At 69.0% G+C, this 26,261-nt stretch carries 34 protein-coding genes, 1 tRNA gene and 1 pseudogene; 16 read left to right on the forward strand and 20 right to left on the reverse strand.

What is annotated here, in order from left to right; genetic code table 11:
* Positions 1–542, forward strand: a pseudogene (locus ACFOWE_RS28425) (transposase family protein); the annotation flags it as partial.
* 498 nt (positions 543–1,040) lie between these two features.
* Here ACFOWE_RS28425 and ACFOWE_RS28430 read toward each other — a convergent pair.
* The gene (locus ACFOWE_RS28430) at positions 1,041–1,775 is read right to left on the reverse strand and encodes a helix-turn-helix domain-containing protein (protein WP_377293192.1); all 735 of its coding nucleotides are present in this window, start codon (positions 1,773–1,775) and stop codon (positions 1,041–1,043) included.
* Positions 1,776–1,937: 162 nt separating this feature from the next.
* Between ACFOWE_RS28430 and ACFOWE_RS28435 the strand changes: the two genes are divergently transcribed.
* The 3 genes from ACFOWE_RS28435 (at position 1,938) to ACFOWE_RS28445 (ending at position 3,390) form a co-directional block, all read left to right on the forward strand.
* Positions 1,938–2,282 (forward strand): hypothetical protein, encoded by a 345-nt coding sequence (locus tag ACFOWE_RS28435; protein ID WP_377293194.1) that lies wholly within the window; start codon positions 1,938–1,940, stop codon positions 2,280–2,282.
* A 4-nt stretch (positions 2,283–2,286) separates the two neighbouring features.
* Positions 2,287–2,757, forward strand: coding sequence for a GntR family transcriptional regulator (locus ACFOWE_RS28440; protein ID WP_377293196.1), 471 nt, complete (start codon positions 2,287–2,289; stop codon positions 2,755–2,757).
* A 66-nt stretch (positions 2,758–2,823) separates the two neighbouring features.
* A complete protein-coding gene (locus ACFOWE_RS28445) occupies positions 2,824–3,390 on the forward strand; it encodes an HD domain-containing protein (RefSeq protein ID WP_377293198.1) in 567 nt (188 codons plus the stop codon).
* Here the strand turns inward: ACFOWE_RS28445 and ACFOWE_RS28450 are convergent, their stop codons facing one another.
* From ACFOWE_RS28450 to ACFOWE_RS28460, 3 genes are read right to left on the reverse strand one after another with little or no spacing between them, the layout of a single operon-like run.
* Positions 3,391–4,017 (reverse strand): SMI1/KNR4 family protein, encoded by a 627-nt coding sequence (locus tag ACFOWE_RS28450; protein ID WP_377293200.1) that lies wholly within the window; start codon positions 4,015–4,017, stop codon positions 3,391–3,393. It lies immediately after the preceding gene.
* Positions 4,018–4,052: 35 nt separating this feature from the next.
* Positions 4,053–4,529, reverse strand: a complete 477-nt coding sequence (locus ACFOWE_RS28455) for an NUDIX hydrolase (RefSeq protein ID WP_377293202.1) — start codon at positions 4,527–4,529, stop codon at positions 4,053–4,055.
* A 2-nt stretch (positions 4,530–4,531) separates the two neighbouring features.
* Entirely contained in the window at positions 4,532–5,272 is a 741-nt protein-coding gene (locus ACFOWE_RS28460) for a helix-turn-helix domain-containing protein (protein WP_377293204.1), read from the reverse strand.
* A gap of 150 nt (positions 5,273–5,422) precedes the next feature.
* Between ACFOWE_RS28460 and ACFOWE_RS28465 the strand changes: the two genes are divergently transcribed.
* Positions 5,423–5,638: a hypothetical protein gene (locus ACFOWE_RS28465; protein WP_377293206.1), complete on the forward strand. Its 216-nt coding sequence runs from the start codon at positions 5,423–5,425 to the stop codon at positions 5,636–5,638.
* A gap of 162 nt (positions 5,639–5,800) precedes the next feature.
* Here ACFOWE_RS28465 and ACFOWE_RS28470 read toward each other — a convergent pair whose 3' ends face one another.
* Positions 5,801–6,136, reverse strand: a complete 336-nt coding sequence (locus tag ACFOWE_RS28470; protein ID WP_377293208.1) for a winged helix-turn-helix domain-containing protein — start codon at positions 6,134–6,136, stop codon at positions 5,801–5,803.
* A 133-nt stretch (positions 6,137–6,269) separates the two neighbouring features.
* On the opposite strand from ACFOWE_RS28470, the gene ACFOWE_RS28475 reads away from it, so the two are divergent.
* The 8 genes from ACFOWE_RS28475 to ACFOWE_RS28510 all read left to right on the forward strand — a co-directional run bounded on the left by ACFOWE_RS28475 (position 6,270) and on the right by ACFOWE_RS28510 (position 11,836).
* Positions 6,270–6,611: an SCO3933 family regulatory protein gene (locus ACFOWE_RS28475; RefSeq protein ID WP_377293210.1), complete on the forward strand. Its 342-nt coding sequence runs from the start codon at positions 6,270–6,272 to the stop codon at positions 6,609–6,611.
* Positions 6,604–7,968, forward strand: coding sequence for an FtsK/SpoIIIE domain-containing protein (locus ACFOWE_RS28480; RefSeq protein ID WP_377293212.1), 1,365 nt, complete (start codon positions 6,604–6,606; stop codon positions 7,966–7,968). Before ACFOWE_RS28475 ends, ACFOWE_RS28480 begins: the two co-directional genes overlap by 8 nt.
* A 41-nt stretch (positions 7,969–8,009) precedes the next feature.
* Entirely contained in the window at positions 8,010–8,657 is a 648-nt protein-coding gene (locus tag ACFOWE_RS28485; protein ID WP_377293214.1) for a DUF2637 domain-containing protein, read from the forward strand.
* 20 nt (positions 8,658–8,677) lie between these two features.
* Positions 8,678–8,839 (forward strand): DUF3970 family protein, encoded by a 162-nt coding sequence (locus tag ACFOWE_RS28490; protein WP_377293216.1) that lies wholly within the window; start codon positions 8,678–8,680, stop codon positions 8,837–8,839.
* Positions 8,836–8,976: a hypothetical protein gene (locus ACFOWE_RS28495; protein ID WP_377293218.1), complete on the forward strand. Its 141-nt coding sequence runs from the start codon at positions 8,836–8,838 to the stop codon at positions 8,974–8,976. The genes ACFOWE_RS28490 and ACFOWE_RS28495 overlap by 4 nt, the downstream gene beginning before the upstream one ends.
* 99 nt (positions 8,977–9,075) lie before the next feature.
* On the forward strand, positions 9,076–10,455 hold the full coding sequence (locus tag ACFOWE_RS28500) for a replication initiator (RefSeq protein ID WP_377293220.1): 1,380 nt from the start codon (positions 9,076–9,078) through the stop codon (positions 10,453–10,455).
* Positions 10,452–10,628: a helix-turn-helix transcriptional regulator gene (locus tag ACFOWE_RS28505; protein WP_377293222.1), complete on the forward strand. Its 177-nt coding sequence runs from the start codon at positions 10,452–10,454 to the stop codon at positions 10,626–10,628. The genes ACFOWE_RS28500 and ACFOWE_RS28505 overlap by 4 nt, the downstream gene beginning before the upstream one ends.
* Positions 10,625–11,836 carry a tyrosine-type recombinase/integrase gene (locus tag ACFOWE_RS28510; protein ID WP_377293224.1) on the forward strand — a complete coding sequence of 404 codons (1,212 nt, stop codon included), beginning with the start codon at positions 10,625–10,627 and terminating at the stop codon, positions 11,834–11,836. The genes ACFOWE_RS28505 and ACFOWE_RS28510 overlap by 4 nt, the downstream gene beginning before the upstream one ends.
* Before the next feature lie 45 nt (positions 11,837–11,881).
* Here the strand turns inward: ACFOWE_RS28510 and ACFOWE_RS28515 are convergent, their stop codons facing one another.
* Entirely contained in the window at positions 11,882–12,376 is a 495-nt protein-coding gene (locus tag ACFOWE_RS28515) for a YajQ family cyclic di-GMP-binding protein (protein ID WP_377293226.1), read from the reverse strand.
* A 278-nt stretch (positions 12,377–12,654) separates the two neighbouring features.
* On the opposite strand from ACFOWE_RS28515, the gene ACFOWE_RS28520 reads away from it, so the two are divergent.
* Positions 12,655–12,739 (forward strand) — tRNA-Tyr (locus tag ACFOWE_RS28520).
* A gap of 234 nt (positions 12,740–12,973) precedes the next feature.
* On the opposite strand, the gene ACFOWE_RS28525 is transcribed toward ACFOWE_RS28520, so the two are convergent.
* The 12 genes from ACFOWE_RS28525 to ACFOWE_RS28580 all read right to left on the reverse strand — a co-directional run bounded on the left by ACFOWE_RS28525 (position 12,974) and on the right by ACFOWE_RS28580 (position 22,520).
* Positions 12,974–14,338 carry a tyrosine-type recombinase/integrase gene (locus ACFOWE_RS28525; protein WP_377293228.1) on the reverse strand — a complete coding sequence of 455 codons (1,365 nt, stop codon included), beginning with the start codon at positions 14,336–14,338 and terminating at the stop codon, positions 12,974–12,976.
* Complete coding sequence (locus tag ACFOWE_RS28530) at positions 14,335–14,526, reverse strand: helix-turn-helix transcriptional regulator (RefSeq protein WP_344861223.1); 192 nt, start codon at positions 14,524–14,526, stop codon at positions 14,335–14,337. Before ACFOWE_RS28530 ends, ACFOWE_RS28525 begins: the two co-directional genes overlap by 4 nt.
* The gene (locus tag ACFOWE_RS28535) at positions 14,523–16,220 is read right to left on the reverse strand and encodes a replication initiator (RefSeq protein WP_377293230.1); all 1,698 of its coding nucleotides are present in this window, start codon (positions 16,218–16,220) and stop codon (positions 14,523–14,525) included. The genes ACFOWE_RS28530 and ACFOWE_RS28535 overlap by 4 nt, the downstream gene beginning before the upstream one ends.
* Positions 16,217–16,420: a hypothetical protein gene (locus ACFOWE_RS28540; RefSeq protein WP_377293232.1), complete on the reverse strand. Its 204-nt coding sequence runs from the start codon at positions 16,418–16,420 to the stop codon at positions 16,217–16,219. Before ACFOWE_RS28540 ends, ACFOWE_RS28535 begins: the two co-directional genes overlap by 4 nt.
* Positions 16,417–17,829 (reverse strand): FtsK/SpoIIIE domain-containing protein, encoded by a 1,413-nt coding sequence (locus tag ACFOWE_RS28545; protein WP_377293234.1) that lies wholly within the window; start codon positions 17,827–17,829, stop codon positions 16,417–16,419. Before ACFOWE_RS28545 ends, ACFOWE_RS28540 begins: the two co-directional genes overlap by 4 nt.
* Positions 17,830–17,913: 84 nt before the next feature.
* The gene (locus ACFOWE_RS28550; RefSeq protein WP_377293236.1) at positions 17,914–18,339 is read right to left on the reverse strand and encodes a plasmid replication, integration and excision activator; all 426 of its coding nucleotides are present in this window, start codon (positions 18,337–18,339) and stop codon (positions 17,914–17,916) included.
* A 195-nt stretch (positions 18,340–18,534) separates the two neighbouring features.
* A complete protein-coding gene (locus tag ACFOWE_RS28555) occupies positions 18,535–19,365 on the reverse strand; it encodes an integrase (RefSeq protein ID WP_377293238.1) in 831 nt (276 codons plus the stop codon).
* A gap of 6 nt (positions 19,366–19,371) precedes the next feature.
* Positions 19,372–20,214, reverse strand: coding sequence for a sigma factor-like helix-turn-helix DNA-binding protein (locus ACFOWE_RS28560; RefSeq protein WP_377293240.1), 843 nt, complete (start codon positions 20,212–20,214; stop codon positions 19,372–19,374).
* Positions 20,215–20,370: 156 nt separating this feature from the next.
* On the reverse strand, positions 20,371–20,652 hold the full coding sequence (locus ACFOWE_RS28565; RefSeq protein ID WP_377293242.1) for a hypothetical protein: 282 nt from the start codon (positions 20,650–20,652) through the stop codon (positions 20,371–20,373).
* Complete coding sequence (locus ACFOWE_RS28570; protein WP_377293244.1) at positions 20,643–21,062, reverse strand: ATP-binding protein; 420 nt, start codon at positions 21,060–21,062, stop codon at positions 20,643–20,645. The genes ACFOWE_RS28565 and ACFOWE_RS28570 overlap by 10 nt, the downstream gene beginning before the upstream one ends.
* 96 nt (positions 21,063–21,158) lie before the next feature.
* Positions 21,159–22,052, reverse strand: coding sequence for a helix-turn-helix domain-containing protein (locus ACFOWE_RS28575; RefSeq protein WP_377293246.1), 894 nt, complete (start codon positions 22,050–22,052; stop codon positions 21,159–21,161).
* Positions 22,053–22,244: 192 nt separating this feature from the next.
* Complete coding sequence (locus ACFOWE_RS28580; protein WP_377293248.1) at positions 22,245–22,520, reverse strand: hypothetical protein; 276 nt, start codon at positions 22,518–22,520, stop codon at positions 22,245–22,247.
* A gap of 328 nt (positions 22,521–22,848) precedes the next feature.
* Here ACFOWE_RS28580 and ACFOWE_RS28585 point away from each other — a divergent pair, with 328 nt between their 5' ends.
* Positions 22,849–23,247: a hypothetical protein gene (locus tag ACFOWE_RS28585; RefSeq protein ID WP_377293250.1), complete on the forward strand. Its 399-nt coding sequence runs from the start codon at positions 22,849–22,851 to the stop codon at positions 23,245–23,247.
* 210 nt (positions 23,248–23,457) lie between these two features.
* Positions 23,458–23,781 carry a hypothetical protein gene (locus tag ACFOWE_RS28590; RefSeq protein ID WP_377293252.1) on the forward strand — a complete coding sequence of 108 codons (324 nt, stop codon included), beginning with the start codon at positions 23,458–23,460 and terminating at the stop codon, positions 23,779–23,781.
* Between the two features lie 684 nt (positions 23,782–24,465).
* On the opposite strand, the gene ACFOWE_RS28595 is transcribed toward ACFOWE_RS28590, so the two are convergent.
* Positions 24,466–25,242: an ABC transporter permease gene (locus ACFOWE_RS28595; RefSeq protein ID WP_377293254.1), complete on the reverse strand. Its 777-nt coding sequence runs from the start codon at positions 25,240–25,242 to the stop codon at positions 24,466–24,468.
* Complete coding sequence (locus tag ACFOWE_RS28600) at positions 25,239–26,138, reverse strand: ABC transporter ATP-binding protein (protein ID WP_377293256.1); 900 nt, start codon at positions 26,136–26,138, stop codon at positions 25,239–25,241. Before ACFOWE_RS28600 ends, ACFOWE_RS28595 begins: the two co-directional genes overlap by 4 nt.
* Positions 26,139–26,261 lie beyond the last annotated feature (123 nt).

Genomic DNA, 26,261 nt, shown 5'->3' on the forward strand with positions numbered 1-26,261 from the left:
TGCGCCTGCTGTCGGCCCGCTCCCCGAAACTCGACCACGCCCTGCGCAAGGCCAGGCGGGACGGACTGCACTACCTGGTCCTGGACGGCATGCTCGTCCGCACCGACCGCGTACGGGCCGACCGGCCCTACTACTCGGCCAAGCACCGCGTGCACGGGATGAACATCCAGGTAATCGCCTCCCCGGACGGGACGATCATCTGGACTTCCGGCGCCCTGCCGGGCAAGACGCATGATCTGACCGCCGCCCGCATCTGAGGCATCCTGCGCGCGCTGGAGCGGGCCGGCATCGTCACCCTCGCCGACAAGGGCTACCAGGGCGCCGAAGGGCCGGTCGTCACGCCGTACAAGGGCCGGAACAAGCCCGTCGCGCAGAAGCAGGCCAACCGCTCCCACGCCCGGCTACGCGGTCCCGGCGAGCGCGCCAACGCCCAGCTCAAGAGCTGGCGCATCCTCCGGCGGCTCCGCTGCAGCCCCGGCAAGGCCGGGCACCTGTGCAAGGCCATCGCCGTCCTGCAGAACTACGAGGTCGCCCGGGGATGAAAAAGGTTCACTTGTCTCATGAAGTTTAGTTTCTTCAATGCCATGCTCCGGCGGCTAGCGAGAGGGCATGAAGACCGGACGCTGATAGTGCTGATCATCATAGGTGGAGCGAGACTCCCAGTAGGACAGAAGTCAATCATGATCCGATGTATCGACCGGGGTATCTCGTTGCCGCGATACCCCGCCGCGATCCTGATGTTCCCTCGTCCGCCTAGCCGAGCTGATCCGCGCACACCGTCACAGACGTTGATCTCGGCGGCTGCGCCTGGACGTGGCCGAGCAAGTGCTACTGGCACTGACCCACCTGCGTATCGGTGGACACCTGTGTCCGTCTGACCACTGGTTTTGCTATTGGCCGGCTAGCGCGTGGCGGCGCTGGCCGCGACCGGCCGAAGAGCCGCAGCGCGGCCGGCGACCGCCCAGCGCGGGGCGGGCCGCGGAGCGGGCCGCCCTTGAAGTCGAGAAGATAAGTTACGTTCGATCTTGGTTGGACGCCGTTCAGGCCGTGTGGGCTGCTGGTTCGGTGCTCGCCCAGACTCGTTCGAAGCTGTCGAGGTAGGTCACTGCGGCATTGTCGGTCTCGGTGCGGGTCAGGTAGATGACCGGCGCCTCGGGGGCTCGGGTGCCGTAGGCGTGGAGATTGACCAAGAGGCCGTCGTCGGCGCGGTAGATCGAGTTGTAGAGCACCGTACGGTGGAGCCGGACCTCGATGTTCTCGACCTCTTGGAGCGGCTGGTAGAGCGCCAGGGCGTTGCGGACGCGGGCGGCCATGACGTCACCGCCGATGCCCTCTTCGACTCCCCGGGCCGCTACCTGCGGGCTGTCGGGGTCGCCCAGGATAATGCGGACTCGGGCACCTGTGTGGGCCCGCTCGGTGAGGATGCGCAACAGGCCGGCGTCCTCGGCCAGGAACAGGCCGCTGTAGACGAGGATGCCGATCTCCTTGCCCGCGGCCTGGAAGAAGCCGCGCCAGGTCTCGGCCGGTACGGCCCAGCGGTGCGGATAGACCGCCTTGATCTCCCCGGGAAGCATCCGCCGGCCTCCGGCCTGCTCGGGCCAGAGTTCGCCCTCGTCCACGCCGAGGAGGTCGGCGACCGCCAGACGATGACGGGGGTAGGGGATCCGGCCGCTGATCCAGCGGGCGACGGTCTTGGGGTCCACCGCCAGGCGGGCGGCGATGTCGACGGGTTGCAGTCGCGCCCGGATGAGCGCGTGACGGAGGTTCTCGTTCATGAGGGGGCGCACCTTCCGCAGCAGGGTCGGTGCCTGCGACGGTAACACGAGACGTCCCTAGACGTCCCTAAGTCGTGGTGGGGAAGTCCCGCCCTTCGAACGAAGCTCATCGGCACGGACCCACCTGCGCATCGGGTCCACCCTCCAGCGATGGGAGTCTCCATGAGTGCCGTGAAAGCCAACCAGCGGGCCTATCAGATCGACCTGCTCACCGCGCTGCGCAACGAGCTGGTGGACCGGGAGGTGATCGCGGTTCTGATCACCGATGACAGGGACCGGCCGTGCCTGGACGTCACCGACAGCGCCTTCCGTACCCGCCGGGTCTACCTCCACCTGCCGTTCCAGTGGTTCTACTGGGGCGACCACCACGACGAGCGGGTCTCGTGCCTCAAGCTGTTCCCCGCGGCCGACCGGATCGCCGAGGCGGCCCGGGCCGGCTGGCGCGAGGGCGAACAGGGAGAGCTCGGCCTCGACCTCAGCCGGATCATCAACGCCTACCGCTCCTGACACGATGCCTGAACAAGAGAGCAGGTGGCTGACTGGCGGGCGGGTCTACCGGCAACTCGCCGACCGGCTCCGCGCCCAGATCACCGCGGGCACCTACCCGCCGGGAAACACCCTGCCCTCCGAGGCGGCCCTCAGCGCGCAGTTCCGCGTGGCCCGTACCACCGCCCGCCGTGGCCTGGCCGTCCTGGAGAACGAAGGGCTGATCGTCACCCTGCCCGGCAAGGGCCGCGTGGTGGCCGGCGACGGGCACGCCGCGGCGGCGTACCGCTACCAGGTGATCGCCCGGGACCTGCGCGAGCAGATCCGCGCCGGGACGCTGGCCGCCGGGGCGGCGCTGCCGAGTGAGCACGTGCTCCGCCGTCGGCACGGGGCCTCCCGCAACACCGTCCGTCACGCCCTGGCGGAGCTGGAGCGGGAAGGGCTGATCGCCACCGAGCACGGGAAGGGCCGGTTCGTCCGGCCTGACCGGGATTGAGACGTCTCAGGACGTCCCGGGCCGGACTCTGGAAGTCCCCCAGGGTCCGGCCTTTATCGTGACCGCATGGGACAAGCTGAATGGGCCCGTGAGCTGGCCAGAACCATCCTGGAAGAGCCGTTGCCGCGCCGCTGGGCGCACTCCCAGGGAGTGGCCGCGAAGGCCGAATCGCTGGCGCCGATCCTCGGGGAAGAGGCAGACCTGCTGATCGCCTCGGCCTGGCTGCATGACATCGGCTATGCGCCCGACCTCATCGACACCGGGTTCCATCCGCTCGACGGGGCGCGCTACCTGCGCGACGTGATCAAAGCCGATGACCGGCTCTGCCGTCTGGTCGCGCACCACACCTGCGCGGTCAACGAGGCGCGTAACCGCGACCTCTTCGACGCGCTCACGAGCGAGTTCGACCAGGAACGCCCCGAGCTGGTCGAGGCGCTGACCTACTGCGACATGACCACCAGTCCGGACGGCGTGCCCCTCGACGTCACCGAGCGCCTGGCTGAGATCCATTCCCGCTACGGCCCCGAGCACCTCGTCTCACGATCGATCACGGCATCGACGCCGTGCATTCTGGCCGCGGTCGGAGCCGTTGAGACAGCTCTCCGGGCACGGCAGAACTACACGGGCCGATAGTCAAGAGGTGTAGCCCCGGAACACGTCGTTCGCCATCAACTCCCAGAACGACCGGAAACGGTATGCGCCTGGGTACCAGGTGGCGAAGTTCCATGCCTCCCACTCGCCATCAGGCGTGATGACATGCGGGTTGAGCAGGTAGACCTGGCCTTCGAGGTACTCGGCGATACAGAGAGTGCCAGGCATGTATTCATCACGGATGTGAATCGGGTCCTGCTCCGCACCGTAGGTGAAATAGTCCTCGTCAGAGACGGCTGGGGAACCTGACTTGGGCCCCCATGACTCAGCAAGATGAGGGTCGACGTCACGGGTCCAGCCGACTTCGGCTATGGGCAGCAGTCGGAGACTGGAGCGGGTCTCCTCATCCCAGCCGTTAGTGACTTGGAGGAACTCCCTGTAGCTCGGCGGCAGACGGATACCGAGGCGCTCTTCGTGTTGCACGATCTCGGCTTCGCCGGCGCCATCCATGCCCAGCCACTCAGGGGGACGCTGTTCGGCCATCTGCTGAGGGCTGATAGGCCCCGGCGGCCGGGAAGGCAGACTCCACTCAGGGCTTCCATGGACCACGCGGTTGACGGTGTGGAGAAGATCCAGCCAGGGGTAGCGGGGGGCGTCAGAGGCGCTCATGGGGCCTACCGTACGGCAGCGCGATCAAGGAGGGCTCAGCCGATGTACGGCATCGCTCGGCCGGCCAGGTAGTGGCCGATCCGTAGGCGCATCGACCGGTCCATCGTCAGCGTCTCGACCTCCTGGCGTGGCACCCAGCGCACTTCGCGGGACTCGTCGCTCGGCGTCGGCTCGCCCTCGACGGCGCGGCCCGTGAGCACGATGGAGAACTCCTGCCGGGCCTCGCCGTTGGAGGTGTAGAGGATGACGTGCTTGGGGTCGGTGTAGGTGCCGACGATGCCGGTGATCTCGCACCGGACGCCGGTCTCCTCCAGCGTCTCCCGGATCGCCGCCTCGGGCAGGGACTCGCCCAGGTCGATCGCGCCGCCGGGCACCGCCCAGTTGTCGTTGTCGCTGCGGCGGATCATCAGGATCTCGCCCGCGTCGTTGGTGACCACGACGTTGACCGACGGCACGAGGCTGTTGGGTGCGGGTGCGGCGGGGTCGTCGTAGAAGTCGATGCGGCGGGCCATGATCAGGAGCTTACGAGAGTGGCCTTCGCCCACACGGTCTCGAAGCTGTCGAGGTAGGTGGAGACCATGTCCCCGCCGACGACCTTGCGCAGGTGCATGACCGGGGCGTCGGCGGCGAACTTGCCGTAGATGTGGGTGTTGATGAGGAGCCGGTCGTCCCCGCGGTAGATGGAGTTGTAGAGCGTCGTGGCGTGGAGCCGTACCTCCAGGCCGTCGACGCCGAGCAGCGGCCGGTACAGCACCAGGGCGGTCCTGATCTGCGCGGCCATGCCGTCGCCGACGCCCTCGTCCTCGCCACGCTGGGCGACCTCGGCCGAGTCGGGATCGCCGAGCAGGATGCGCACCCGCGTTCCGGCGGCGGCCTTCTCGGCGAACATCCGCATGATGCCGGTGTCCTGGGCGATGAAGATGCCGCTGTAGACGAGCACGCCGATCTCTTCTTCGGCCTGTGCGAACAGACGTCCCCAGGCGTCCCGGGGGACGGCCCAGCGGTGCGGGTAGACCGTGACGATCTCGCTCTCCGCCACGGCTGCGGCCTGCTCGGGCGTCAGGGCCTCCGGCCACAGGTACGCCTCGTCCATCCGCAGGAACGAAGCCACAGCAAAACGGTGCTTTCGGTACGGCGTGCGGTTCTTGGTGATCCACCGCTCCACCGTTTTCGGGTCGACCTGAATGGACTCGGCCAGCTCGGCCACCGTCGCCCCTCGTTCCAGAAGGGCCGCGCGCAGTCGCTCGTTCGGCATTTCACCTGACCAGAGGGGACGTCCAGGGACCTGGCAATCGTAGACCGGACGTCCTGAACATGTCCCGTCCTGTAGTGATCTCGTCCCGCCCTTTCACCGGATTCTCGTGTCACACCGCACCACACGGAATCGGCGAAAGGAGAAACAACGATGATCGACCTGATTTTCCCGCTGGACGACGGACCGGCCTGCGACTGCGGCGCGGCCCTGGAGGAGGGCCAGACGCTCTGCCGCAAGTGCCACGCCCTGGCGCGCTGGCTGCGCCGTACGACCAGGCAGCGCAAGGCGGGCAGGCGGCGCGGCGAGACCCGGCGGCCGGCCGGTCGCCCGCGGGGCCTGGCCGAGGCGGGGGTGATCTGGACGTGACCGCGATCCCTCTGATCATCGGTCTCGTGCTCGGGGCGGCCGTGTTCGTCGGCTATGTGCTCGTCATGGTCGGGATGCGTCAGGAGGACCGGCGGATGAACCTGGCCGCCGCTCCTCCGACCCGCGCGGCGGGCCTGGCCCGCCGGGTGACCGGCTGCCGGGCTACCGGCGTTCCTTCAGCTCGGCCTCGACCCGCGTCAGCCGCTCCGACAGTTCGCGCAGCGTGAGGCGGATTTCGGTGATCTCGTCGGCGGGCGGCGGGGCCGGCGCGGCGTCCTCCCGGACGAACACGCCCTTGCCCTGCTGGCCGACGACCAGGCCCTCGTTCCGCAGGATCCCGACGGCCATCTTCACCACGCTCAGCGAGGCGTCGTACCGCTCGGCCAACTGGGCGGTGGACGGCAGCGGGGCACCGGGCGCGAGCGCACCCGTGCGGATCTGCTCCCGCAGATCGTCGGCGATCTGCAAGTAGCCGGGCCGCCCGGTGTGCTTGACCATCCGTCCCTCTTCCGCCGCGTCGTCTGCCCTCTAGTTCAGCACAGCCGCGGAACCAAGCCAACCTTGAGAACATTGACAACCCAGCCAACTAGGTTAACTATGTTGACTACGACGAATAAGGAGGTCACCCGCCATGCGCAACATCCCGATCCCGGTCGACACGACCAAGCTGCAGTTCGTCTGCGTCGCCGCACCCCGCCCCCGCCTGCTCAACAAGGACACCGGCGAGATCAAGACCGACAAGAACGGCACCCCCGTCTACGAGGTCGCCCTGTCGGCCATCAACAGCGCCGGCCGCATCGAACTGATCCGCGTCAACACCTCCGGAGAGCCGCCCGTCACTCTCGGCATGCCCGTCTGCCCGGTCGACCTGGTCGGCTTCGTGTGGGAGCAGAGCCGAGGCGGTGAAGTGCGGTGGGGCATCAGCTACCGGGCCGCCTCGATCGTCCCGGTGGAGGTGAGCGCCCTTGCGTGATGACCTGCTGCTGAGACTCCTCGACGTCTTCGTGGTCCTGGCCGTCGCGGTGGCCGGCCTGTGGGCCTGGCGGCGCTGGCACTACCGGTCCTTCTGGCTGGTGGTCGGCTATCCGCTCATGGCCATCAGCATCCGCACCACCTGGCGCAAGGTCGCCCTCGGCTGCGGCCTGACCACAAAGCGCCACCGCTGGTGGTTCACCCTGGTCCCCAACGCGGTCGCCTCCACCGGCATGGTCAAGGTCCGCCGCCGCTTCCAGCGGATCGCGGTCGACACCAAGCCGTGGATGTGGCTGCCCCGGCCGACCCGGTACGGCTGGCGGGTGACGGTCCACCTGCTGGAGGGGCAGATCCCCGACGACTACGCCCAGACGGCCGAACGGCTCGCCCACTCCTGGCGGGTGCACGCGGTCCGGGTCTCCTCGCCCCGGCCCGGCCGGGCCGTACTGGCCGCCACCATGCGCGATCCGCTCGTGCGGGTGGACAAGATCCCGCCGTCCTCGGAGCTGCTGAAGGTCACCGTGGGACGGCTGGAGACCGGCAAACCGTGGGAGATCGACTTCCGCACCGTCCCGCACTGGCTCAACGCCGGGGCCACGCAGTCCGGCAAGTCGAACCTCGCCAACGCGCTCATCGTCGGCCTGGCTCCGCAGCCGGTCGCCCTGGTCGGCTTCGACCTCAAGGGCGGCGTGGAGTTCACCCCGTACGCACCTCGGCTGTCGGCCCTGGCCACGTCCCGGACCGAGTGCGTCGGGCTGCTGGATGACCTGGTGGCGCTGATGGCCGACCGGATGGGCCTGTGCCGTCAGGCCGGGGCGCGCAACATCTGGCAGCTTCCGCCCGGCGTGCGGCCGGTGCCGGTCGTGGTCCTGGTCGACGAACTCGCCGAGCTGTACCTGATGGCCGACAAGAGCGAGAAAGACGAGATCGCCAAGACCTCCACCGCGCTGCTGCGGGTCGCGCAGCTCGGGCGGGCCTTCGGCATCTACCTGTTCTGCTGCGGCCAGCGCATCGGCTCCGACCTCGGCCCCGGCGTCACCGCGCTGCGCGCCCAGTGCTCGGGCCGGATCTGCCACCGGGTCAACGACCCGGAGACCGCGACCATGACCCTCGGCGACCTCGACCCGGCCGCCCTCGTCTCCGCCCGCGCCATCCCCGCCGAGACACCCGGGGTGGCGATCGTGGCCGCCCAGGACGGCCAGTGGTACCGCGCGCGCTCCTTCTACGTCTCCGAGCACGCGGCCGAACACGCCGCCCGCATGTACGCCGACCTCACCCCGCCATGGGAGGAGATCACCTCCGGCACCCAGGGCGCGGAGATCACCGAAGCCGACCTGACCGAACTCATCGACGCCTGAACCACCGAACCGACCTGACCTGATCAGAAAGGGGGGACACGATGCGACGCCTTGCCTGCTGGCTGCTCGACTCCGGGCCGGTCCTCGTCCTGGCCGCCATCGCGGGTGCCGGATCGTTCACCCACATCCACGACACCGCCAGCGAGCACGGGCAGACCGGCTGGATGGCCTGGGCCGTGGCCGTCTGCGTCGACCTGACCTGCGTCATGGCCGCCCGCGAGCGCCAGCGCGACGCCACAACCGGCCGCGTCCGCTCCGGGCCGGTCTCCTGGCCGACGCTGGTGCTGGCCGGCGGGGTCGTGCTCTCCCTGGCCGCCAACCTCCACCAAGCCGAACCCTCGGTGTGGGGCTGGCTGGTCGCCGCCACCCCCGCCGGGGCGTTCCTCATCGCGGTCTCGATGCTGGAACGCCGCGCCGCCGCCTCCCGTCCCGCACCGGCCCCGGTGACGGTCACCGCCTCGGCCACGCCCGTCCCGACGTCGCCGATGCCCGAACTCGCCCCGGCCACCGATGACGGCCCCGAACTCGCGGCCGGTCCCTCCCCGGCCCTGATCACCTTCGCCCGTCGCGTGGCCGACGAGCACCACGCCAAGCACGGCGCACCCATCACACCCGAGCTGCTGCGCGCCCGGCTGGGCGTCTCCGACCAGCTCGCCACCGACCTGCTGCGCACCCTGCAGGCCGCCTGATCCGGAAAGGAGGGACCACCATGCGCATCCGCCTCGACGGCACCCGCGCCGAGATCACCGATGCCCTGCTGCGCCTGCGGGAGCTGTTCACCGTCGCGACGGTCTCGCGGGCCTACCCCAATCGCAGTCAGCCCCGCCACTGGCTGGTCTACGTCGACACCGCACCCCGGGAAAGGAGGTGACCCGCATGGACGAGACCGAGCAGGACCCGCCCGGACCGCTTGCACCTCAACGCTGGCGCTGCTGCGACTGCGGCGGCACCGGACTCGACTCCCTCGGCGGCACCTGCCGCCTGTGCGACGGCCTCGGCTTCTGCTGAGTCGTCGGCGCCCCCGGCCTGGCCGTACATCCGCCAAGACGCCTGCCAGGTCGGGGGCCATCCCCTTTGCACCCCGACGAGTGAAAGGAGGTCTCCATCTTGCCCGTACCCGCGCTCAACCCGCACGCGATCCGCGGCATGATCACCCGCCTGCACGATCCGGACTACGCCCGGTGGGCCGCCCAGATCCGCGCCACCGGCGGCTGCCGACAGCCGATCCACCTGCGCGGCAAGGTCGACCACATCGACCGGGCCACCGGCGAACTGCTCCACCGCTACACCACCCGCACCGAACCCGGCGGCGTGCTCCGCGTGCCGTGCAAGACCCGCCGCGCCTCCCGCTGCCCGGCCTGCGCCGAGGTCTACCGCGCCGACACCTACCAACTCATCCGCGCGGGCCTGGCCGGCGGCAAGGGCGTGCCCGAGACCGTCACCGCCCACCCGTGCCTGTTCGTCACCCTCACCGCCCCGTCCTTCGGCGTCGTCCACGCCCGGCGGGAGAAGAACGGCAAGGCCCTGCCGTGCCATGCTCGCCGCGACGCCGAGACCTGCCCGCACGGGCGGGTCATGTCCTGCACCGCCCGCCACGGCACCGAGGACGCCTGCCTCGGCGAACCGCTCTGCCCGGACTGCTACGACTACGCGGGCTCGGTTCTGTTCAACGCTCTCGCCTCCCAGCTCTGGCGGTACTTCACCGACGCCCTGCGCCGCCGCGTCGCCAAGCTCGGCGGGCTGACCCTGCGGGAACTCCGCCAGCAGCTCACGATCGCCTTCGCCAAGGTCGCCGAGTACCAGCGGCGCGGCGTCATCCACTTCCATGCCGTCATCCGTCTCGACGGCCCGGACGGTCCTGCCTCTCCGCCTCCGGCCTGGGCGACGGCTGATGCCCTGGCGGACGCCGTACGGCACGCCGCCTCGGCTGTCTCCGTGCCGGTTCCGGCCGTCGCCGACGAGCCCGCCCGGGTGCTGCGCTGGGGCGCTCAGCTCGACATCCGCCCGATCACCATGGGCGGGGAACTGACCGAACAGGCCGTGGCCGGCTACATCGCCAAGTACGCCACCAAGGCCGCCGAGTGCGTCGGCACCCTCGACCGGCGCGTCAGTCCCCTCGACGACCTGGCGGCCCTGCCCATCCGGGAGCACGCCCGGCGGCTTATCACCGAGTGCTTCCGCCTGGGCGCCCTCGACGGCCTGGCGGACCTTCGGCTGACCCAGTGGGCGCACATGCTGGGCTTCCGCGGCCACTTCTCCACCCGCTCCCGGAACTACTCCACGACCCTCGGGGACATCCGCGCCGACCGGGAGACCTTCGTCCGCGAGGAGGAGATCAGCACCGGGCGGCTTCCGCTCTTCGATGAGGAAACCGTGCTCGTCGTCGCCGAATGGGAGTACGCGGGCAAGGGCCTGGCCCCCGGTGACGCGCTCCTCGCCGCCGCGCTGACCGGCGTCCCCCTGGCCGATCCCGGAGGCCCGCGATGAGGACGATGAACCGGCTCTGGACGGTGGAGGAGGTCGCCGAGTACCTCGGCGTGCCGGTCGGGACCCTCTACCAGTGGCGCTACAAGAAGATCGGGCCGCCCGGCCGGCGGATCGGCAAGTATCTGCGCTACCTCCCCGAGGATGTGCACGCCTGGGTCCGGGAGCAGATATGACCGTCTACGACCGGTGGCACAAGTCCCGCCCCAAGCCCGGTGAGCCGACCTGCAAGGAGCACCGGCGCGTCCCCACGAACGTGCACGGGACCGGCGAGAGGTGGCAGGTCCGGTGGCGCGACGACCGGGGAGAGCAGCGCAAGCGGAACTTCACGAAGAAGAGCGACGCGGAGAGCTTCGACGCCGAGACCAAGGCCAACATCGACAAGGGCGTCTCCCTCGACATGGCGGCCGGTCGCGAGCGGGTGAAGGACGCGGCGGCCAAGTGGCGGGCTCACCTGCTGCACCGCGGCTCGACGAGTGAGCGGATGGACCGGGTGTTCCGGCTCCACGTGGACCCGATCCTCGGCCATCTCCGGATGGCCCAGGTGCGGCCGTCACACATCCGCGCGTGGGTGAAGGACCGCTCCCAGGTGCTGGCCCCGTCCACGCTGGGCGTGGTCTACAGCAACCTCGCCTCGTTCTTCGCCGCGGCCGTCGCCGACCGGGTCATCAGCGTCTCGCCGTGCCTCGGCGTCCGGCTGCCGAGCGCGGAGGAGCGGCGCCAGTTCATCCCGACGCCGGAGCAGGTGCACATCCTCGCCGAGTCACTGCCTCCGCGCTTCGCGGCGGTGGTCTACCTGGCGGCGGGCTGCGGGCTCCGCGGCGGTGAGGTCTTCGGCCTGGAGCTCGACCAGGTCGACCTCAAGCGCCGTGAGGTGGACGTGAGCCAGCAACTGGTGTCGGTCGGCGGGCGCTCGCCGTACCTGGGGCCGCCGAAGACCAGGACGTCGATGCGGACCGTCGAACTCCCCGAGGTGGTCTGCTCGGCCCTGGCTGTGCACCTGAAGCGGTTCGAGCCGGTCGAGATCGAGGTGGACGACGAGACCGATCCCCGCAACCCGCGCCGTCGTACGGCCCGGCTGCTGTTCACCACGAACATGCTGCTCCCGGTCCACCGGTCGACCTGGGCGCACATCTGGGCGCCGGCGGCCCGCGTGGCGGGGATCCCGAAGGGGACCGGGCTGCACGTGCTGCGGCACTACTTCGCGACCCTGCTGATCCACCGGGGAGCGAGCGTGAAGACCGTTCAGCTCGCGCTCGGGCACAGCACGCCCACGGTCACGCTCAACACCTACGTGGGGGAGTGGCCCGAGGCACAGGAGAGGACGCGTGCCCTGGTGGACAGCGCCCTCGGCCGTGTGCCCCGGATGTGCCCTCCCACATAGGCGCGGCTCTGAACGCGCAGCTCAGAGCCATGATCACCCATCTGGTTAACGGTAGTTCGTGAACTGCAGGGCGATGTCCAGGTCCTTGCCCTTGAGCATGGAGATGACCTCCTGGAGCTCGTCCTTCTTCTTGGAGCTCACCCGCAGCTCGTCACCCTGGATCTGGGCCTTGACGCCCTTCGGGCCCTCGTCGCGAATGATCTTGGAGATCTTCTTGGCGTTCTCCTGGTCGATGCCCTCCTTGAGGTCGACCATGAGCCGGTACTCCTTGCCGGACAGCTTGGGCTCGCCCGCGTCAAGGATCTTCAGGGAGAGGCCGCGCTTGATCAGCTTCTCCTTGAACACGTCGAGGACGGCGTTGGCGCGCTCCTCGCTGTTGGCCCTGATCTCGACGGCCTTCTGGCCGCCGGACCACGAGATGGCCGCGCCGGTGCCCTTGAAGTCGAACCGGTGCCCGATCTCCTTGACCGTCTGGTTCAGCGCGTTGTCGGCCTCCTGATGGTCGATCTTGCTGACGATGTCGAAACTGCTGTCGGCCATGCGTCGACTGTCCTCCCTAGGTCTCTGGACGACCCTAGCGTCTTGCCTGTCAGCCCATGATGAAGTGATCGCCGCCATCCCGGTGACGCTCCGGGAAGAGGGGCGGAGCGGACCTGGAGCCCGTACGGCCGCCGTATCGCACGGGCCGTCTGGGAGTGCGGGTACGGGGAGAGAAGGCCCTGGTGGACCGGGGTGGCGAAGGATCGGCGCCGCCGATGTCACGTCACGTCCGGAAGTCCGCTATTCTTCTTCCTGTCGCCGCCGCAAGCGGATGGCAAGGCAGGTTGCCCGAGTGGCCAAAGGGAACGGTCTGTAAAACCGTCGGCTCAGCCTACGATGGTTCGAACCCATCACCTGCCACCAGCCTTAACGGCAGCTGAGAGGCCCTACGGGGCCTCTTTTGCTGTTCCGGGACATGCAGTCGTGTGCCGCTCTGAGCGGCCGTGCGTCGGTGGTCGCGCAATATGTGCGCAATGATCTTGAGGGTGTTCTCCCAGGTCGGGCCGGACTTCGGAGCCGGTCAGGAACGCGAGTCCACCCCTGAACGTCGAAGGGCCCCGGGTGGTGCCCCGGAGCCCTGATCATACGTCGGGTGCCTCACGCCGCCAGGGCGTCACTGATCCGCCGGTTGGCGATCTCCTTCTGCCCGTCGATGCACTTGGCGTAGACGCGAAGGAGGACGTCCACGCTGTGCCCGGCCCGCTCAGCCACATCGGGAGCCGGAACGCCCGCATTCAGCCACAGAGAGACCGCCGCGTGCCGCAGGTCGTACGGTCGCCGGGCGAGGGGAGAGGCCACCTGAGCAGGCGTGAGAGCCAGTTTCCGAGCCTCCTGCCAGACCTCGGTGTAGGCCGTCGAGGCGACCACGCCACCCCGCTCACTGCGGAAGATCCGCCCGCCCTCGCCGGCGCCGTACTCCTGGACGTGCTCCCGGAGGATCCTGACGAGTTCGGGAGGGATCGGCACCGGCCGCACGTCGTCACGGCCCCGGTGCTTGAGACCGCGCTCCTCGTGGGCGTCTCCGCTGTCAGTCCACTGCGTGTTGACCTCCGGTCGCGAGACATCGACCGTGATCTGTCCCCACCCTTCGGCGGGAAGGTGGCAGTCCTGGAGACGCAGGCCCACTGCCTCACCGGGCCGCAGCGCGGCGTAGTACATGCAGGCGAACAGAGCCATGAGCCGCCGGCCACGGCCCCGCCGACCCACGTAGGTCACCGCGGTGAGCAACTCCCCAGCCTGCCGGGGATTGACCGCCACGCGCGGGTCGACGGTCTCGGTCGTCTTGGGCGGCTTCCACTTGACCTTGTGCAACGGATTGGCGGGCAGCTCTCCCAGCTCCACGGCGTATTCGAGGACCGCATGGAGAACGGCTCGCTTGCGGGCGACCGTGTTCGGGGCCGACGCCGTACCGTCGAGCCGGAGCGCGAGCGCGTCGAGTGCCAGCCGTACGGTTCGCGTCTCGCCGAGGTCGGCCAGGTCCAGCGAGGCGCCATCAAGCCAGCGGATGGCCTGGGCCATCTCATGCGGAGCATTGGGCCGCTTGCCCGCAGGCAACAGGGCGTACTTACGCAGCGCGGTCCGGAGAGCCCCGGCGTCGGGGCGGCCCGGCCGGTCCTTGGTGAGCGCGGGAAGTACCGTCGAAAGCGCGTCGGAGATGCTGTCCCGGCTCTTGGCCGCCGCGTGCGGCCACTTCATCTCGATGTAGGCCCGTACGAACTCGAAGACCGTCCGGGCGCTCTTGGCCTGGAGCATGGAGAGCGGGAACCCGGTCTCCACGTCGAACGCCTCACCGCGCTTCGCGGCCTGCCGCAGGTCCGACAGGAAGCTCTCGGCGAGGGCCTTGGTCCGCAGGGTCTTGGACTTCTGCCGGCCTCCCACCTTCCAGCGGACCACGTAGGAAGGCGTCTTGCTCGTCTCGTTCCGGCGGATTTCCCAGAACTTCACGTCGTATGAGGTGTTCACGCCGCCTCCCGGAGGGACTCAAGCCAGGCGAGGAATTCGCTGCGGTAGATGCGGATCTCGCCGTTCGGGAGCTTGAAGCCCCGAGGAGCGTGGCCGAGTTCGCGCCAGCGGTAGAAGGTGCGGCGGGAGACGCCCCCGAGTTCGGCCAAGATCTCCGGGACGGTCATCAGCTCGTCACGCTTGCTCATGCCGCCCTCCCGATGGTCTCGATTGCCGAAGGATCTTGACCGGTGGCTTCGGCTTGCCGGGCGAGGAGGGTTGCCCGCCAACGCTGGCGGTCGGCGACCATGCGCAGCAGCCGCAGAGCGAGGGAAGGAACGGTGCCGTCCCCGGCCGGGACGGGCTTCCAGACGTAGCGGTGCGGGTCGACCGGTTCATCGGCCAGGCCGAGGGCCTCCAGGACCCAGGTACGGCGGTCACGGCGGTGTTCGGCGAGGGTCTTGTTCGACCACTTCCGGGAGACCAGGACCCGCCGGCCCGCATAGCCGAGGTGTTCGGGCTTGTGGGCCTTGCCCCGGCACCGGCCCGGAGCCATCCCGGCTTTGGCGCCCTTGGGCTGCACGCCGTAGCGCAGCCAGTTCGGGCAGACCGGCGAGCACGGTTCGTAGCGCAGGGCCTCGACCAGCCGGGCCGCGTGATCCCGCCGGGCCGCGTCATCGGCATCCAGGCTCTCGCCGAGGGACTTGGTCAGGTACTTGGACAGATAGCGGATGCACTGGTCGGCATCCGGAGTGCCCGCGAGCACGCCCTGAACGTCGACCTGGTCGCCGAAGCGGATCACGTGCAGGGGTTCGGCCTCGTCGTCCTGGTCGAGTTGGTCGAGCGCCTCATCCCAAGTGGGAAGCACTTCCCCGGTTTCGGGGTCGAGGTAGTCGCCGTCCTGGCCGTCCGGGTAGGCCGCCCCATCGGGAAGTTCGGCCCGCGGAGTCCACACCGGCAGGTGATCGCCCGCGAAGCGGACCTCGTCGGCCGCCGGCCACCACACCTGGTGATACGTCGCCGCCGCGATGGCCTTGATCTCCGCGCGGGGCAGGGTGCCCCGGATGGCCATGTGCAGGTGCGGCGCGAGGCGCTTCTGAGGCTCCACCGTGGCGAAGTACTGCACGTCATAGCCCGCCACCCGCCGCAGGTTCTGCACGAACCGGTCCACCAGCTTGGAGAAGTGCAGCGCGTCCCGCGCGGCCCGCTGGTAGTCGTAGCTCGCGGGATCGACGGGAACGCCCTGCCCGGCCCGGATCCTGCCGTAGGAGGGCAAGGTGAGCGTGATGAACATCGACGGCCGGTAGACCGCGCCATCGGTGCCGGTGAAGGCCCGCCCGAGCGTGGTCGGGCTCATGGCCCGCTTTGGCAGGTCCGGGGCGTCCTGCCGCCGCCGGGTCGAGCGCGAGCGCCGGGAGACCTCCCGACCGGACAGATTGCCGCGCATCCCGGCCGCGGTGATCTCGGCGTCGATCTCGGCGATCGCCTCATCCCAACTGGCGATCTCGGCGGTATCGCCGTCCCGTTCGGCCGCGTCCCGCTGAGCCTGCACGTCGGCCCGGAACTCGATCAGCCACCGCTGCTGTTCGTCCGCCTCGTCCGGTTCGGCGACGGGCTCGGCTTCCAGATGCCAGCCCTCCCGGCACTGGGCCATGCGCAGGTAGCGGTTCCGTTTGGCGCACGGCGGGCACTTGGCCTCCTGCGTGGCCCCGCAGGGGACGTTGACGTCCTCGCTTCGGCCGGTGCGGACATCGAGGCGCCGCAGCACGATCGGCCGGATACACACGCCGTTGGCCTTGGCGATCTCCACCGCGACATCGAGGGCGACCGGCATCTTCTGCCGCTGCGCCCGCGTCAGGCTCCGATCGGTCGAGATGTTCACGGGTTCGGCCGGGGTGTTCATGGGGTCACCTCCTCTCGGTGGATCTCGGCCAGGTCCGCCGCCAGCCGGTAGACGGCCCTGTACGGGTCGGCGGTCACGCGGATGTCGGACAGTTCGAAGGCCACCACCCGCTGCGTCCGGTGCGGCCCGAACAGCGCCAGCACGGGCCGCTCGCAGATGCGGGTGATCTCCTCGTCGGTGCCGTAGAAGCAGACCCTCACGCCGCCACCGCCTCGGCCATCGCGCGGATGTCGGCGTCGGAGACGTAGGCCGCGCGGACCCGGATCGGTTCCGGTGAGGCTTCCAGGCGGACGTAGCCGACGCCCGCGCCTTGCTGGGGGACGGGTGAGATGTGGTCGGCCAGCGCGCCCCGGTCGCGGGCGCCGTCACCGAGCACCATGTCCACCTGCTCCGACTCGTCCAACCGGAGCGCGATCTTGTCGGGGAACAGGTTGCGGATGTTCAGCACGTCTTTTCGCGGGTCCTGGAGCGCGGCCAGGACGCCGACCCCGACCGCCCGACCCTGGGTCGTGAGCGTCGCCAGAGCTGCGGTGATGCGGAGCTTGAGGCTCTTGTCGGACTGGTAGGCGGTCAGGAACGCCACCTCATCGACCACCACCAGGACGAACGGATCCTCTGGTGTGGGGGTGTGGGAGCGCTGGAGGCCGGCGAACCGGTCGGCCCGCTCCTGCATCACCGCCACGGCGGCTTCCAGCAGGTCGGCGCACTCGGCCGGGGTCGCGGCGTAGCGGTCGCCGAACAGGGCGCGTCCGAAGGACAGCTCCATCCGCTTGGGGTCCAGCGCCCATATCTCGACCAGGTCCGCCCGCACGGCGGGGAGCAGGCCGCGGATGGTCGACCAGATGACCGAGCCCTTGCCTGCCCCGGTCGCGCCGGCCACCAGGACATGCGTGCCGTGCACGTTGAGCAGCCAGGGAGCCCCGTCCTCGCGGGTGCCGATGCACACAGGTCCCACCGATGCCTGCTCCGGAATCGGCATCGCGGGCAGGGGCACCGCCAAGGGGTCATGGCGCGGGAAGACCAGATGCAACCGGCCCGCCCGCGCGATGGAGACGCGGCAGGAGCGGGCGCCGAAGCCGTGCGCCAGATGGTCGAGCCGATCGGCCCAGTCCTTGACCGCCTGCCCGTGCAGCATCTTGACCGTCACGACGTCGGCCCAGGAGGTGCAGCGCACCCGCACCAGGTGGGGGAGGTAGTCCCGGCCGCGCAGGTGCCGCCCCAGCCCGGAGACGACCATCACGGCCTGCCAGTGCCGCCGGTAGACCCACAGGAAGCGCCAGAAGGCCAGCAGCCGCCAGCCTGCCCACCGAAGGAACGATGGCCGGTGCAGCGAGCACCACAACGCGAGCACGGTCACAGCGACTGCGACCAGGACCAGGCCCGCCCGCCAGCCGTACCACCAGGCCACCGCACACGGGGCGGCGACGACGGCCGAGGCGATCGGGTGCCGCCAGACCAGCCGCACCAGGCCGGCGACCAGGCGGGCGGCGAAGATGACGAGCGTGACGAACGCCGGGGTGCGCACCACGGCGGGGCGGAAGACGACGGCGGTATCGGGAGTGGTGGAGACGAGACTCTGGGTCTCGTCGCCGGGCAGTTTCTTGAACATTAGACTTCAGTCCTCTCTTGATTCGCAGTCGGGAGAATCGAGGGGCCGCCGGAAGTTGCCGCTTCCAGCGGCCCCGCTCGCATGTCAGGCCGCAGTGTCCTTGCTGGTCGCCGCCTTGACCGCAGCCCCGGCCGCGCGAGGCGGGCGCATGGACGTGGCGCGGATGGAGTAGGCCAGGCGGCCGGTGGACTGGTTGACGTACGGCGTGACGGTCATGCCGTCGAACTCGACCGGCACGAACGGCAGGCCCGGCAGCGCGGGCGGGACGACCGGCTCGACCGGCGACAGGATCTTGACCGAGACCGTCTTCTGGCCGGCCTTCACCGCCGGGTCGGCGTCCATCACCGCGACCTGCCAGACCAGTTCGCCGGTGGTCTTGTCCTTGGCGTAGACGGTCCGGCCGCCTGTGGAGGCGTCGAAGTCCTTGACCTGCTCGACCGCGCCGACGATGTAGCAGCCGTGCGGGAAGACCTGCTCGAAGCTGACAGGGATGGGTCCTTGCAGTGCCATGTTTTCTCGCTCCTGTTCACCCCCCTAGACAGTGGCGGCCGTTCCGCCCCGAAGACTGTCTAGGGGGGTATGCATCGAAGATAAAGGCGCTCTCCCCAACTGTCTAGGGGGGTGAACGAAACTCTTGCGTCGTGTCGCTCGAACCGCAGACGGCTCGCCTTCAGCGCATCGAGCTACGCGAAAGAGCGTCCGAGGTCACGCTGTTGAGGACAAGGTGCAGTAGACCGCCGTGGCGTCGTCGAAAATCTTGCCGCGGGGCCAGCGCTCGCCCTGGGGGTCGGAGCGCTCGGCCGTACGGGTCCGGCGGATCAGTTCGGCCGCGCCGCCCTGCTCCAGGACGTCGAGGAGCTGCCGCCAGGTAGACCGGCCGAACCGGTCGACCAGACGGGAGGCCCCGTCGCTCAGCACCGCCACCGCTCGCACAGTGTCGACCGGTACCGAGCCGGTGAGAGCGTGCTCGCCGGCCAGAGGATCGACGGCCGCCACCCAGAACCCGCCGTCGCGGTTGCGGTAGGCGCGCAGGGTCGTGATGTACTCGCGCCGGGCCTGGAGGTACTCCGGGCTCCCGTACGGCAGGCCCTCCAGTCGGGCCCGGTGGGGAGCGGCCACCCGATCCAACCGGTCGTCGCAGATCACCATCGGCTCGGCCGTACCGACATCCAGCACGAGCACCGAGTCCGCCAGCACCAGCCACTCCAGCGCCTCGGAGGTACGGCGCAGCATCACGACCGTGGCCGAGGGGGACCCGGCGTGCAGCAGGTTGCAGGTGCCCTCGTGCAGGGAGGCGACCTGCTTGATGCCTGCGGCCAAGACCTCGGTGAGGGGAGCGGAACTCTGTGTGAGTTCGGCGAGCAGAGCAGAGCCGAGGGTGCGGGAATACCACGCCACGCTGTGGGAGCAGCCCGACTCCAGTCCGGCAGGCTCCCCGGCGCCGTCGAGGAGGACCACCGCGTCCGGCGTCGCGCCGACGAAGTCCTCATTCGGCCGGTCGGGGCGGGCCGGTTCGGTGGCGAAGGTGACCCGCACGCGCCTTCAGCCCTCCTCGTGGCGATACAGCGGACTGGCCAGTTCCGCGCGGACGGGTTCGCCGGTCTCGGGGTCATAGGTGACACCGACCACGCAGGAGAACCGACGGTCGCCGACCTGCCCCCACAGCGTGGCGATCTCGCTTGCGATGAAGTGGATGACGCCCAGGGAGCCGTTCGGGTGGATGCCGGCGATGGCCAGGAAGAAGCCCTTGCCGTCGGGGCGCGGCAGCCGTCCCAGATACGCCGAGTCGGTCGGCTGGTGCGGTTCGGTCTGCGTGCCGGAGCGGAACACCTGACCGGTACGGGTGTCGCGCAGGAGCCAGCCGATCTCGTCGCGCTCCCAGCGGATGACCGGATCGGTCTCGTAGGCGGTGCGCATCGCCTCCGACATGCGGGGGCCGCAGATGACGAGCAGGCCGGGCCGGTTGAGGTCGATCCGGCCGTCAACGGTGACGTTGTCGCTGCCGACGGTCAGTCCGAAGGTCCGGGCGAGGTCTTCCAGGCGCTTGCCCGCCCGCATGTCGTCCAAGGCGACGACGGAACGGTTCGCCGCCGGATCGTGCCGCAGCGGCGTCACGACGGTGACGGTTCCGGCGCCGAGGAACGCCCCTTCCGGGGCCGGGCCGGTGTGGCGGATCTGGTGGATGCGCCCACGAGACAGGCCGGCCTTTTCAGCGATCTGAGCGTATGACAGGCCCTGGGCGTGCAGTTCCTGGATGACGCGGCGGCGCAGCCGGGCCAGTTCGGTGACCTCCTGCTGTGCGGCGTTGAGACGTTCGGTCGCGGCCCGCAGCAGCAGATACGGATCGTCGATCGCGGCGATGCGGTCGAGGTCGCTCGATGGCACGGCGGTTCCCTTTCGGTGGTGCTCGATCGAGTCTAGACCCCTGGACGAAATGCCGTCTATCCCCCTTGACAGTATGCTTCTCAGTCGTTTGCCGGTTCTGGGGTCCACTGCCCGGATCGCTGAGCGCCGGTTCGGGACACCGCGCGGGCTCACCGCTCACCGGACCAGACCGGACAGCAACGCCGTCCACATCACTCGTGCCGTCGCCGTGCGCCATCGCGGGCTCTCTCGGATCTCGCGCCGGCCGTCGAACCGGACGGTCCGGCGGATGAAGCCCTGTCCGCCGGCCTCGCACAGCTCGTAGACCGTGGCCAGGCACGTGCAGGTCCAGGCGATCACCCGCACTCGTTCCCCGAGCCTGGGGCCGTACCAGTCCAGGCGCTCACATCGCGACTGCGGAAGGGGGACGTGCGGGCTCAGGCAGCGCGTCACCGGCATGACGCCACCCGTAGGGCCGCGGCGGTCTCGGTGTGGAGCACCGCCCAGACGGTACGGCCGTGCTCGTCGCCGTGGACTCCCCAGGAGTCGGCGAGCACGGAGACGAGCAGCAGGCCCCGGCCGCCCTCGTCGTCGGGACCGTCCGGGCGAAGGACGGGGGAGGAGGGGCCGCCCTCGTCGAGCACGCCGAGCCAGAGCCGGTCCTGCCCGGCCTGGAGGGTCACCAGGAACCGGCCACCGAAGCGACCGCTGGCCGAGTGCCGTACGGCGTTGGTCGCCAGCTCGCTCACGATCAGTTCGGCCGTCTCGGCGACGGGCCAGCCGGACAGGAACGTGGTCACGAAGCGCCTGGCCTCGCGTACCGAGGCGGTGGAGCCGAGGAAGTGACGGGACAATCGCCAGCCGGACATGGGAGCACTCCGTTGTCTAGGGGGCTATACATCCATGTGAGCAGCGTATGAGCGAACCTAGACGACGTTCAAGAGATTCGACTTATAAATAAGTGACTAATCCGGGTCGGTCGCGAGCATCCGGTAGTCCGCTTTGATCCGCTCCAGCAGATCTCGCAGCTCATCGCCGTACAGCGCGGCACCCGCGAACGCCTCGAACGCCTCCTCGTGAGCGTCCAGCTCGCCCGGCTCCGTCAGCGTGAGATCACCGGTCAGGCTCTCCATCACGCTCACCGATCCGTCGTAGATCGTGAACCCGTGCAGCGGAAAGGCCGGCACCCGCGCCGACCAGGGCACCACGCCGAGCCGGACATGCGGCAACCCCGCGACCTGAGCGAGCCGATCCAGCTGCGCAGCCATCAATGACGGAGGCCCCGGCCAGGTACGGACGGCCCCCTCGGTGAGTACGAAGGCGAACTTCCGGCCCTCCTGGAGGAGTAGCGACTGTGCCTCGATGCGTACGGCCGCAGCCTTGGCCGCGTCATCGTCGCTCACGTTCCGGCCGATCGCCAGCGCCAGCCGCGCGTATTCGGCCGTCTGCAACAGCGGCGGGACCATTGCCGAAGAGAACACCGCCATCCACCGGGCCGAACGGACCCGCGTCGCGTTCGCCGCCTCCCGACCGGCAAGCCCGTCCTTGAGCCGGGAGACCTCATCCCGCAACCGGAGAAGCAGCGCGTCCAACTCCCCGCGGCCTGCCGCGTCCAGGCCGAGCGCTGCAACGAGCCGCTCCACCGTCTCCGGTACGGGCAGGAGCTTGCCGGTCTCGATCTGGGAGATCGCCGGCTGACTCACTCCGACCCGTAGCGCCAGCTCCTTGCCCGTCAGCCCGGCATCCTTGCGCAACCGCCGAAGCAGCTCGCCCAGCTCCCGCAACCGATCCTGTCGATCCTCCACACCGAGCGTTCTACCACCGGTCACCACACGGCGATCCGCGCCCTCATGGATCACTGCCGAATTGTTCTTGTAGGTATCAAGCGGCGGCGCGCCGCGCCGCCGTACCCCGGCCCTCTGCCGCCCGCCGTCCGGGCGTGCGGCGTGGGCGCCGGTCCCGGCCGGCGGCGCCCCGGGCCGTCGCCGCACCGCGCACCCGCCGTACCCAACGAACGCGCCAATCCCAGCGCCGCGCCCCCGCACCATCGATCAGTCGCCCTCGTCCTCCAACTCCAATGCCTCCGGAAACACCTCCAGGAACTCGCGGAACGCAGGGTCGGTCTCAGTCCTGGCCCTCTCACGGACCAGCTCGGCCAGTCTCCGCCTGTCCTCACCCGGCAAGCCGGCGAGCTTGTGACCGATCCACTCCTGCTGCTCAACCGCATCATCGAGGTCAAGGACGGAGCCGTCGCACGACTCGAAGAACCAGGCAAGGTCTACAACCAGCTCAGCCAGCGTCCGGACAAGAAGGTCTTCTCTCTGCACCCGCTCATCCTGTCCGTGGACCGCCCACGGCCTCAAGGTGCCTCCGGCAGGAGCGCTCCGGCTCCGGGATGATCATCGAGGGCGTGCTCCTCGCGTCGGCCTCTCTGTGGCTGGGGTAGGGGCCTGCTCATCCCGCCTGCCGTCGACCCGGGACAAGCCGAGCGGAGCAGGGCCAGGCGGTCAAGGTCGTTCGTCCGCGGGGCGCTCCACCTTGACCGCCTGGCCCTGCTCCGCTTCCCCTGCGGGCGGGTCGACGGCGGACGGGATGAGCAGGCGGGCGGGGTGTACGCAGGTGCGTCACTTCTCCCCGCTGTGTCACGATGACGCCATGTTCGAGGTGATCAACTGGAGAGGCTACCTGCGGGTGAACAAGCAGGCCGGCGCCGAACGGGTGATCGCCAGGATGGGCGCGGCCCTGGGAGAGCCCTTCACTCTCCTGTCCTATCAGCGGTACTGGAAGATGCCCGAGCTGGCCGAGGTGCAACTGACCTCTCCACTCGGGGTGCAGGAACCGCAGGAAGCCGTGTTCCGCACGATGCTCGCCGCCCAGAAAATCGCCGGCCCGTGGTCCGTCACCTGCCACATGTTCAGCGACCGCCTTGACTTCGAAGGAGTCGCCGCCAAGACGGTGCGTGCTCATCTCACTGTGCCCGGCGTCGAGTGGCTCTTGTTCTCCGTGACCGCCGACGAGCCCACGCCCTGGCCCGATCAGGAACAACCCGCATGATCCTCGGGCCATTGGCGGGTCATTAGACAGGGTGACGAGGGGTCAACCACGGTCACTCATGATCGGCTGGACGCCCAGCTCAGCCGCTCTACGAGGCGTGATCGATGCACTTCCCAAGCTGACAGCGCAGACTTGCTCCTATCGCTCGATTCACCTCCAACAGCTGCCAATCTTGACGCTGTACCACAGCAATGCCAGCATCCAGTCACTATGACTATCGACTCCTCGAATCCGAACGAGCAAAACTACAAGCCTTTGGCCTTCGTCCTTACCTTGTTCAGCTCAATCCTTATGGTCATGCCGATCCACATCGTGGTCGAGGTAAGTGAGTCCGGGCTGCGGCAACCGATTACTCCGGCGTTTATTCCGGCACTGATCCTAGTCGGGCTGCCTTCACTCGGGGCTCTCGTCGGAGCCTTCCTGAGGTTTCAAGGATCTGGTGGCAGATTCTTTGGGATCATCTTGGGAATCTTTATCGCCAGCGTGATTCTGATGGCGCTGCTCATTTTCTGGGTTTTCCACTCCGTCGACTAATCTATCCAGGGCCTCGACCCGTCGAGGGTGGCAGGGTTGCAATATATAGCTGTTCAGGGTAGACCGCACACATTCTCTGGTCGGTCGTGAGCATCCGGAACGGCCCAAGGCCGATCGTGTCGTGTTCACCTTGCGGGATATATGCGGGACGATCTCCTGTGCCCAAGGGTGGGAAGGGTGTTTCTGCCCTGGTGAGGGGCCCTATCGCTGTATGGAACCCAGCCCTCTTGAAAACCGCTAGCGGAGTGGTGCCGCCCTCACGATCGCCCTGCGATGGCTAGCCTTCATCAGTGGTCGGGGGCGATCGACGGGCCGGCGCTTCGTTCCTCAGCCCCGGCCCACCGGAGAAGTGGCTGGCCGCCGTTCAGGGCGACGGGAGGCGTGCAATATGCGTGCAATGGTCAAGGTCGTTGCTGGCGCGGAGGAGAGCCCCGCCGCAGGTGGGGCACGGTGAACCGTCGGGAACGGTCACGCCCTGTAAAACCGTCGGCTCAGCCTACGATGGTTCGAACCCATCACCTGCCACCAGCCTTAGCGACAGCTGAGAGGCCCTACGGGGCCTCTTTTGCTGTTCCGGGGGCCCTTGGCCGTACGCCGGGCCTCGCGCCCCGTCGGTCCTCCCTGTTTCCGGTGTCCTCGGAGCCGGGCCCGGTCCGCTCGACGAGCATCCGCGGGTTGCCGCTGTCAGGCGTCCCGCGAGCGGAACACCGCGAAGGCCGTCATCAGCAGAACGGCGGTGAAGGCGGCCATCAGGCCGAACCCCGTCCACGGAGCGAGCCGTTCCGCGTCATGGACGGTGGTGGTGATCCGGAGTCCGGCCGAGATCGGCCAGTAGACGGACACCCACTCCCCGACGGCTTCCGGCATGAGCCTGGGTCCGATGATCGGAATGATGAAGTTGACGACCGTCACCACGGTCGTTGCGGCCATCGTGTTCCGCAGCAGGCAGCCGAGCGCCACGCCGACCAGGCCCACCAGCGCCCAGACGAGCCCCATGCCGACGACGGCGCGCAGGACGTCGGGCTGGCCGAGCGCCGCGGAGGGGGCGCCGGCGGCGCCGATCAGGGTCTGGCCGAGGAGGAACGAGCCGAAAGCCGCGATCTCTCCCATCACCAGGGCGATCAGGCCGAACGTCCAGATCTTGGCGGCCAGCAACCGTCCGCGCCGCGGGACCACGGTGAGGCTCGTGCGGATCGTCCCGGTGGCGTACTCGGAGGTCACCACCAGCACGCCCAGTGCGCCCACGCTGATCTGGGCGAACAGGAACCCGCCGTACATGCTGACGTAGGTCGGGTCGAACGCGGATCCCGCCGCCCGGTAGCCCTCGCTCGCCCGGTTGGCGGTGAGGGCGCCCGCGCCCACCATGACGGTGACGGTCGCCAGCAGGATGGGGATGTTGGAGGGGATGGAGCGGAACTTGCTCCACTCCGACCGCATCGTGTCCGCGATGGGGGCCCTCATGCCGCGCTCGCCTGGAACTCGACGCTGTCACGGGTCAGATCCATGTAGGCCTGCTCCAGTGAGCGCTGTGGTGTCAACTCCGTCACCACGATCCCGGCGGCCAGTGCGGCCTTGCCGATCTGCCGGGCCTCCAGGCCGGTGACGACGAAGGAGCCGTCGGTGCCCTGTTTGACGGAACCGCCCGCTTCCACCAGGAGGGGAACGAGCCGGTCCCGGTCGTCCGCCCGCACCAGCACGTTGGAGCCCTGCCGGACGAACTCGCCGATCCCGATGTCCGCGATGAGTCTCCCCCTGCCGATGATGACGAGGTGGTCGGCGGTCTGCGCCATCTCGCTCATCAGGTGGCTGGAGACCAGGACGGTGCGGCCCTCTCCGGCCAGTCCGCGCATCAGCTCGCGGATCCACTTGATGCCTTCGGGATCCAGGCCGTTGACCGGCTCGTCGAACAGCAACACCTTCGGGTCGCCGAGGAGCGCCACCGCGATCCCGAGCCGCTGGCTCATCCCCAGGGAGAAACCGCCGGCCCGTTTACGGGCGACCGATTCCAGTCCGACCAGTTCCAGCACCTCGTCCACCCGTTCACCCGGAATGCCGTTGGTCTGGGCGATGCAGAGCAGGTGGTCGCGGGCCGTACGCCTGCCGTGCAGTGCACGGGCGTCCAGCAGGGCGCCCACCTCCCGCATGGGCCTGGCCATGCCCACGTAGTCGTGGCCGTTGACCGTCACGCCGCCGGCGTCCGGTCTGTCGAGGCCGAGGATCATTCTCATGGTCGTCGACTTGCCCGCCCCGTTCGGGCCGAGAAAACCAGTGACCTTTCCGGGTTCGACGGTGAACGTCAGACCGTCCACCGCTGTCCTGTCACCGAAACGTTTCGTCAGCCCGTTTATTCGGATCATTCCTCACGTGCCTCCCGTGCGTTTTCCTCGATCAAGGAGTTCGTCCGGTCCATACGCTGACACAATGAGGAGGCTGAGCATAGATCTCCGCGGCCTTGTGTTCCGATCTTCAGGCCATGTGCC

The organism is Planomonospora corallina, assembly GCF_042650625.1.
GTDB lineage: Bacteria > Actinomycetota > Actinomycetes > Streptosporangiales > Streptosporangiaceae > Planomonospora_B > Planomonospora_B corallina.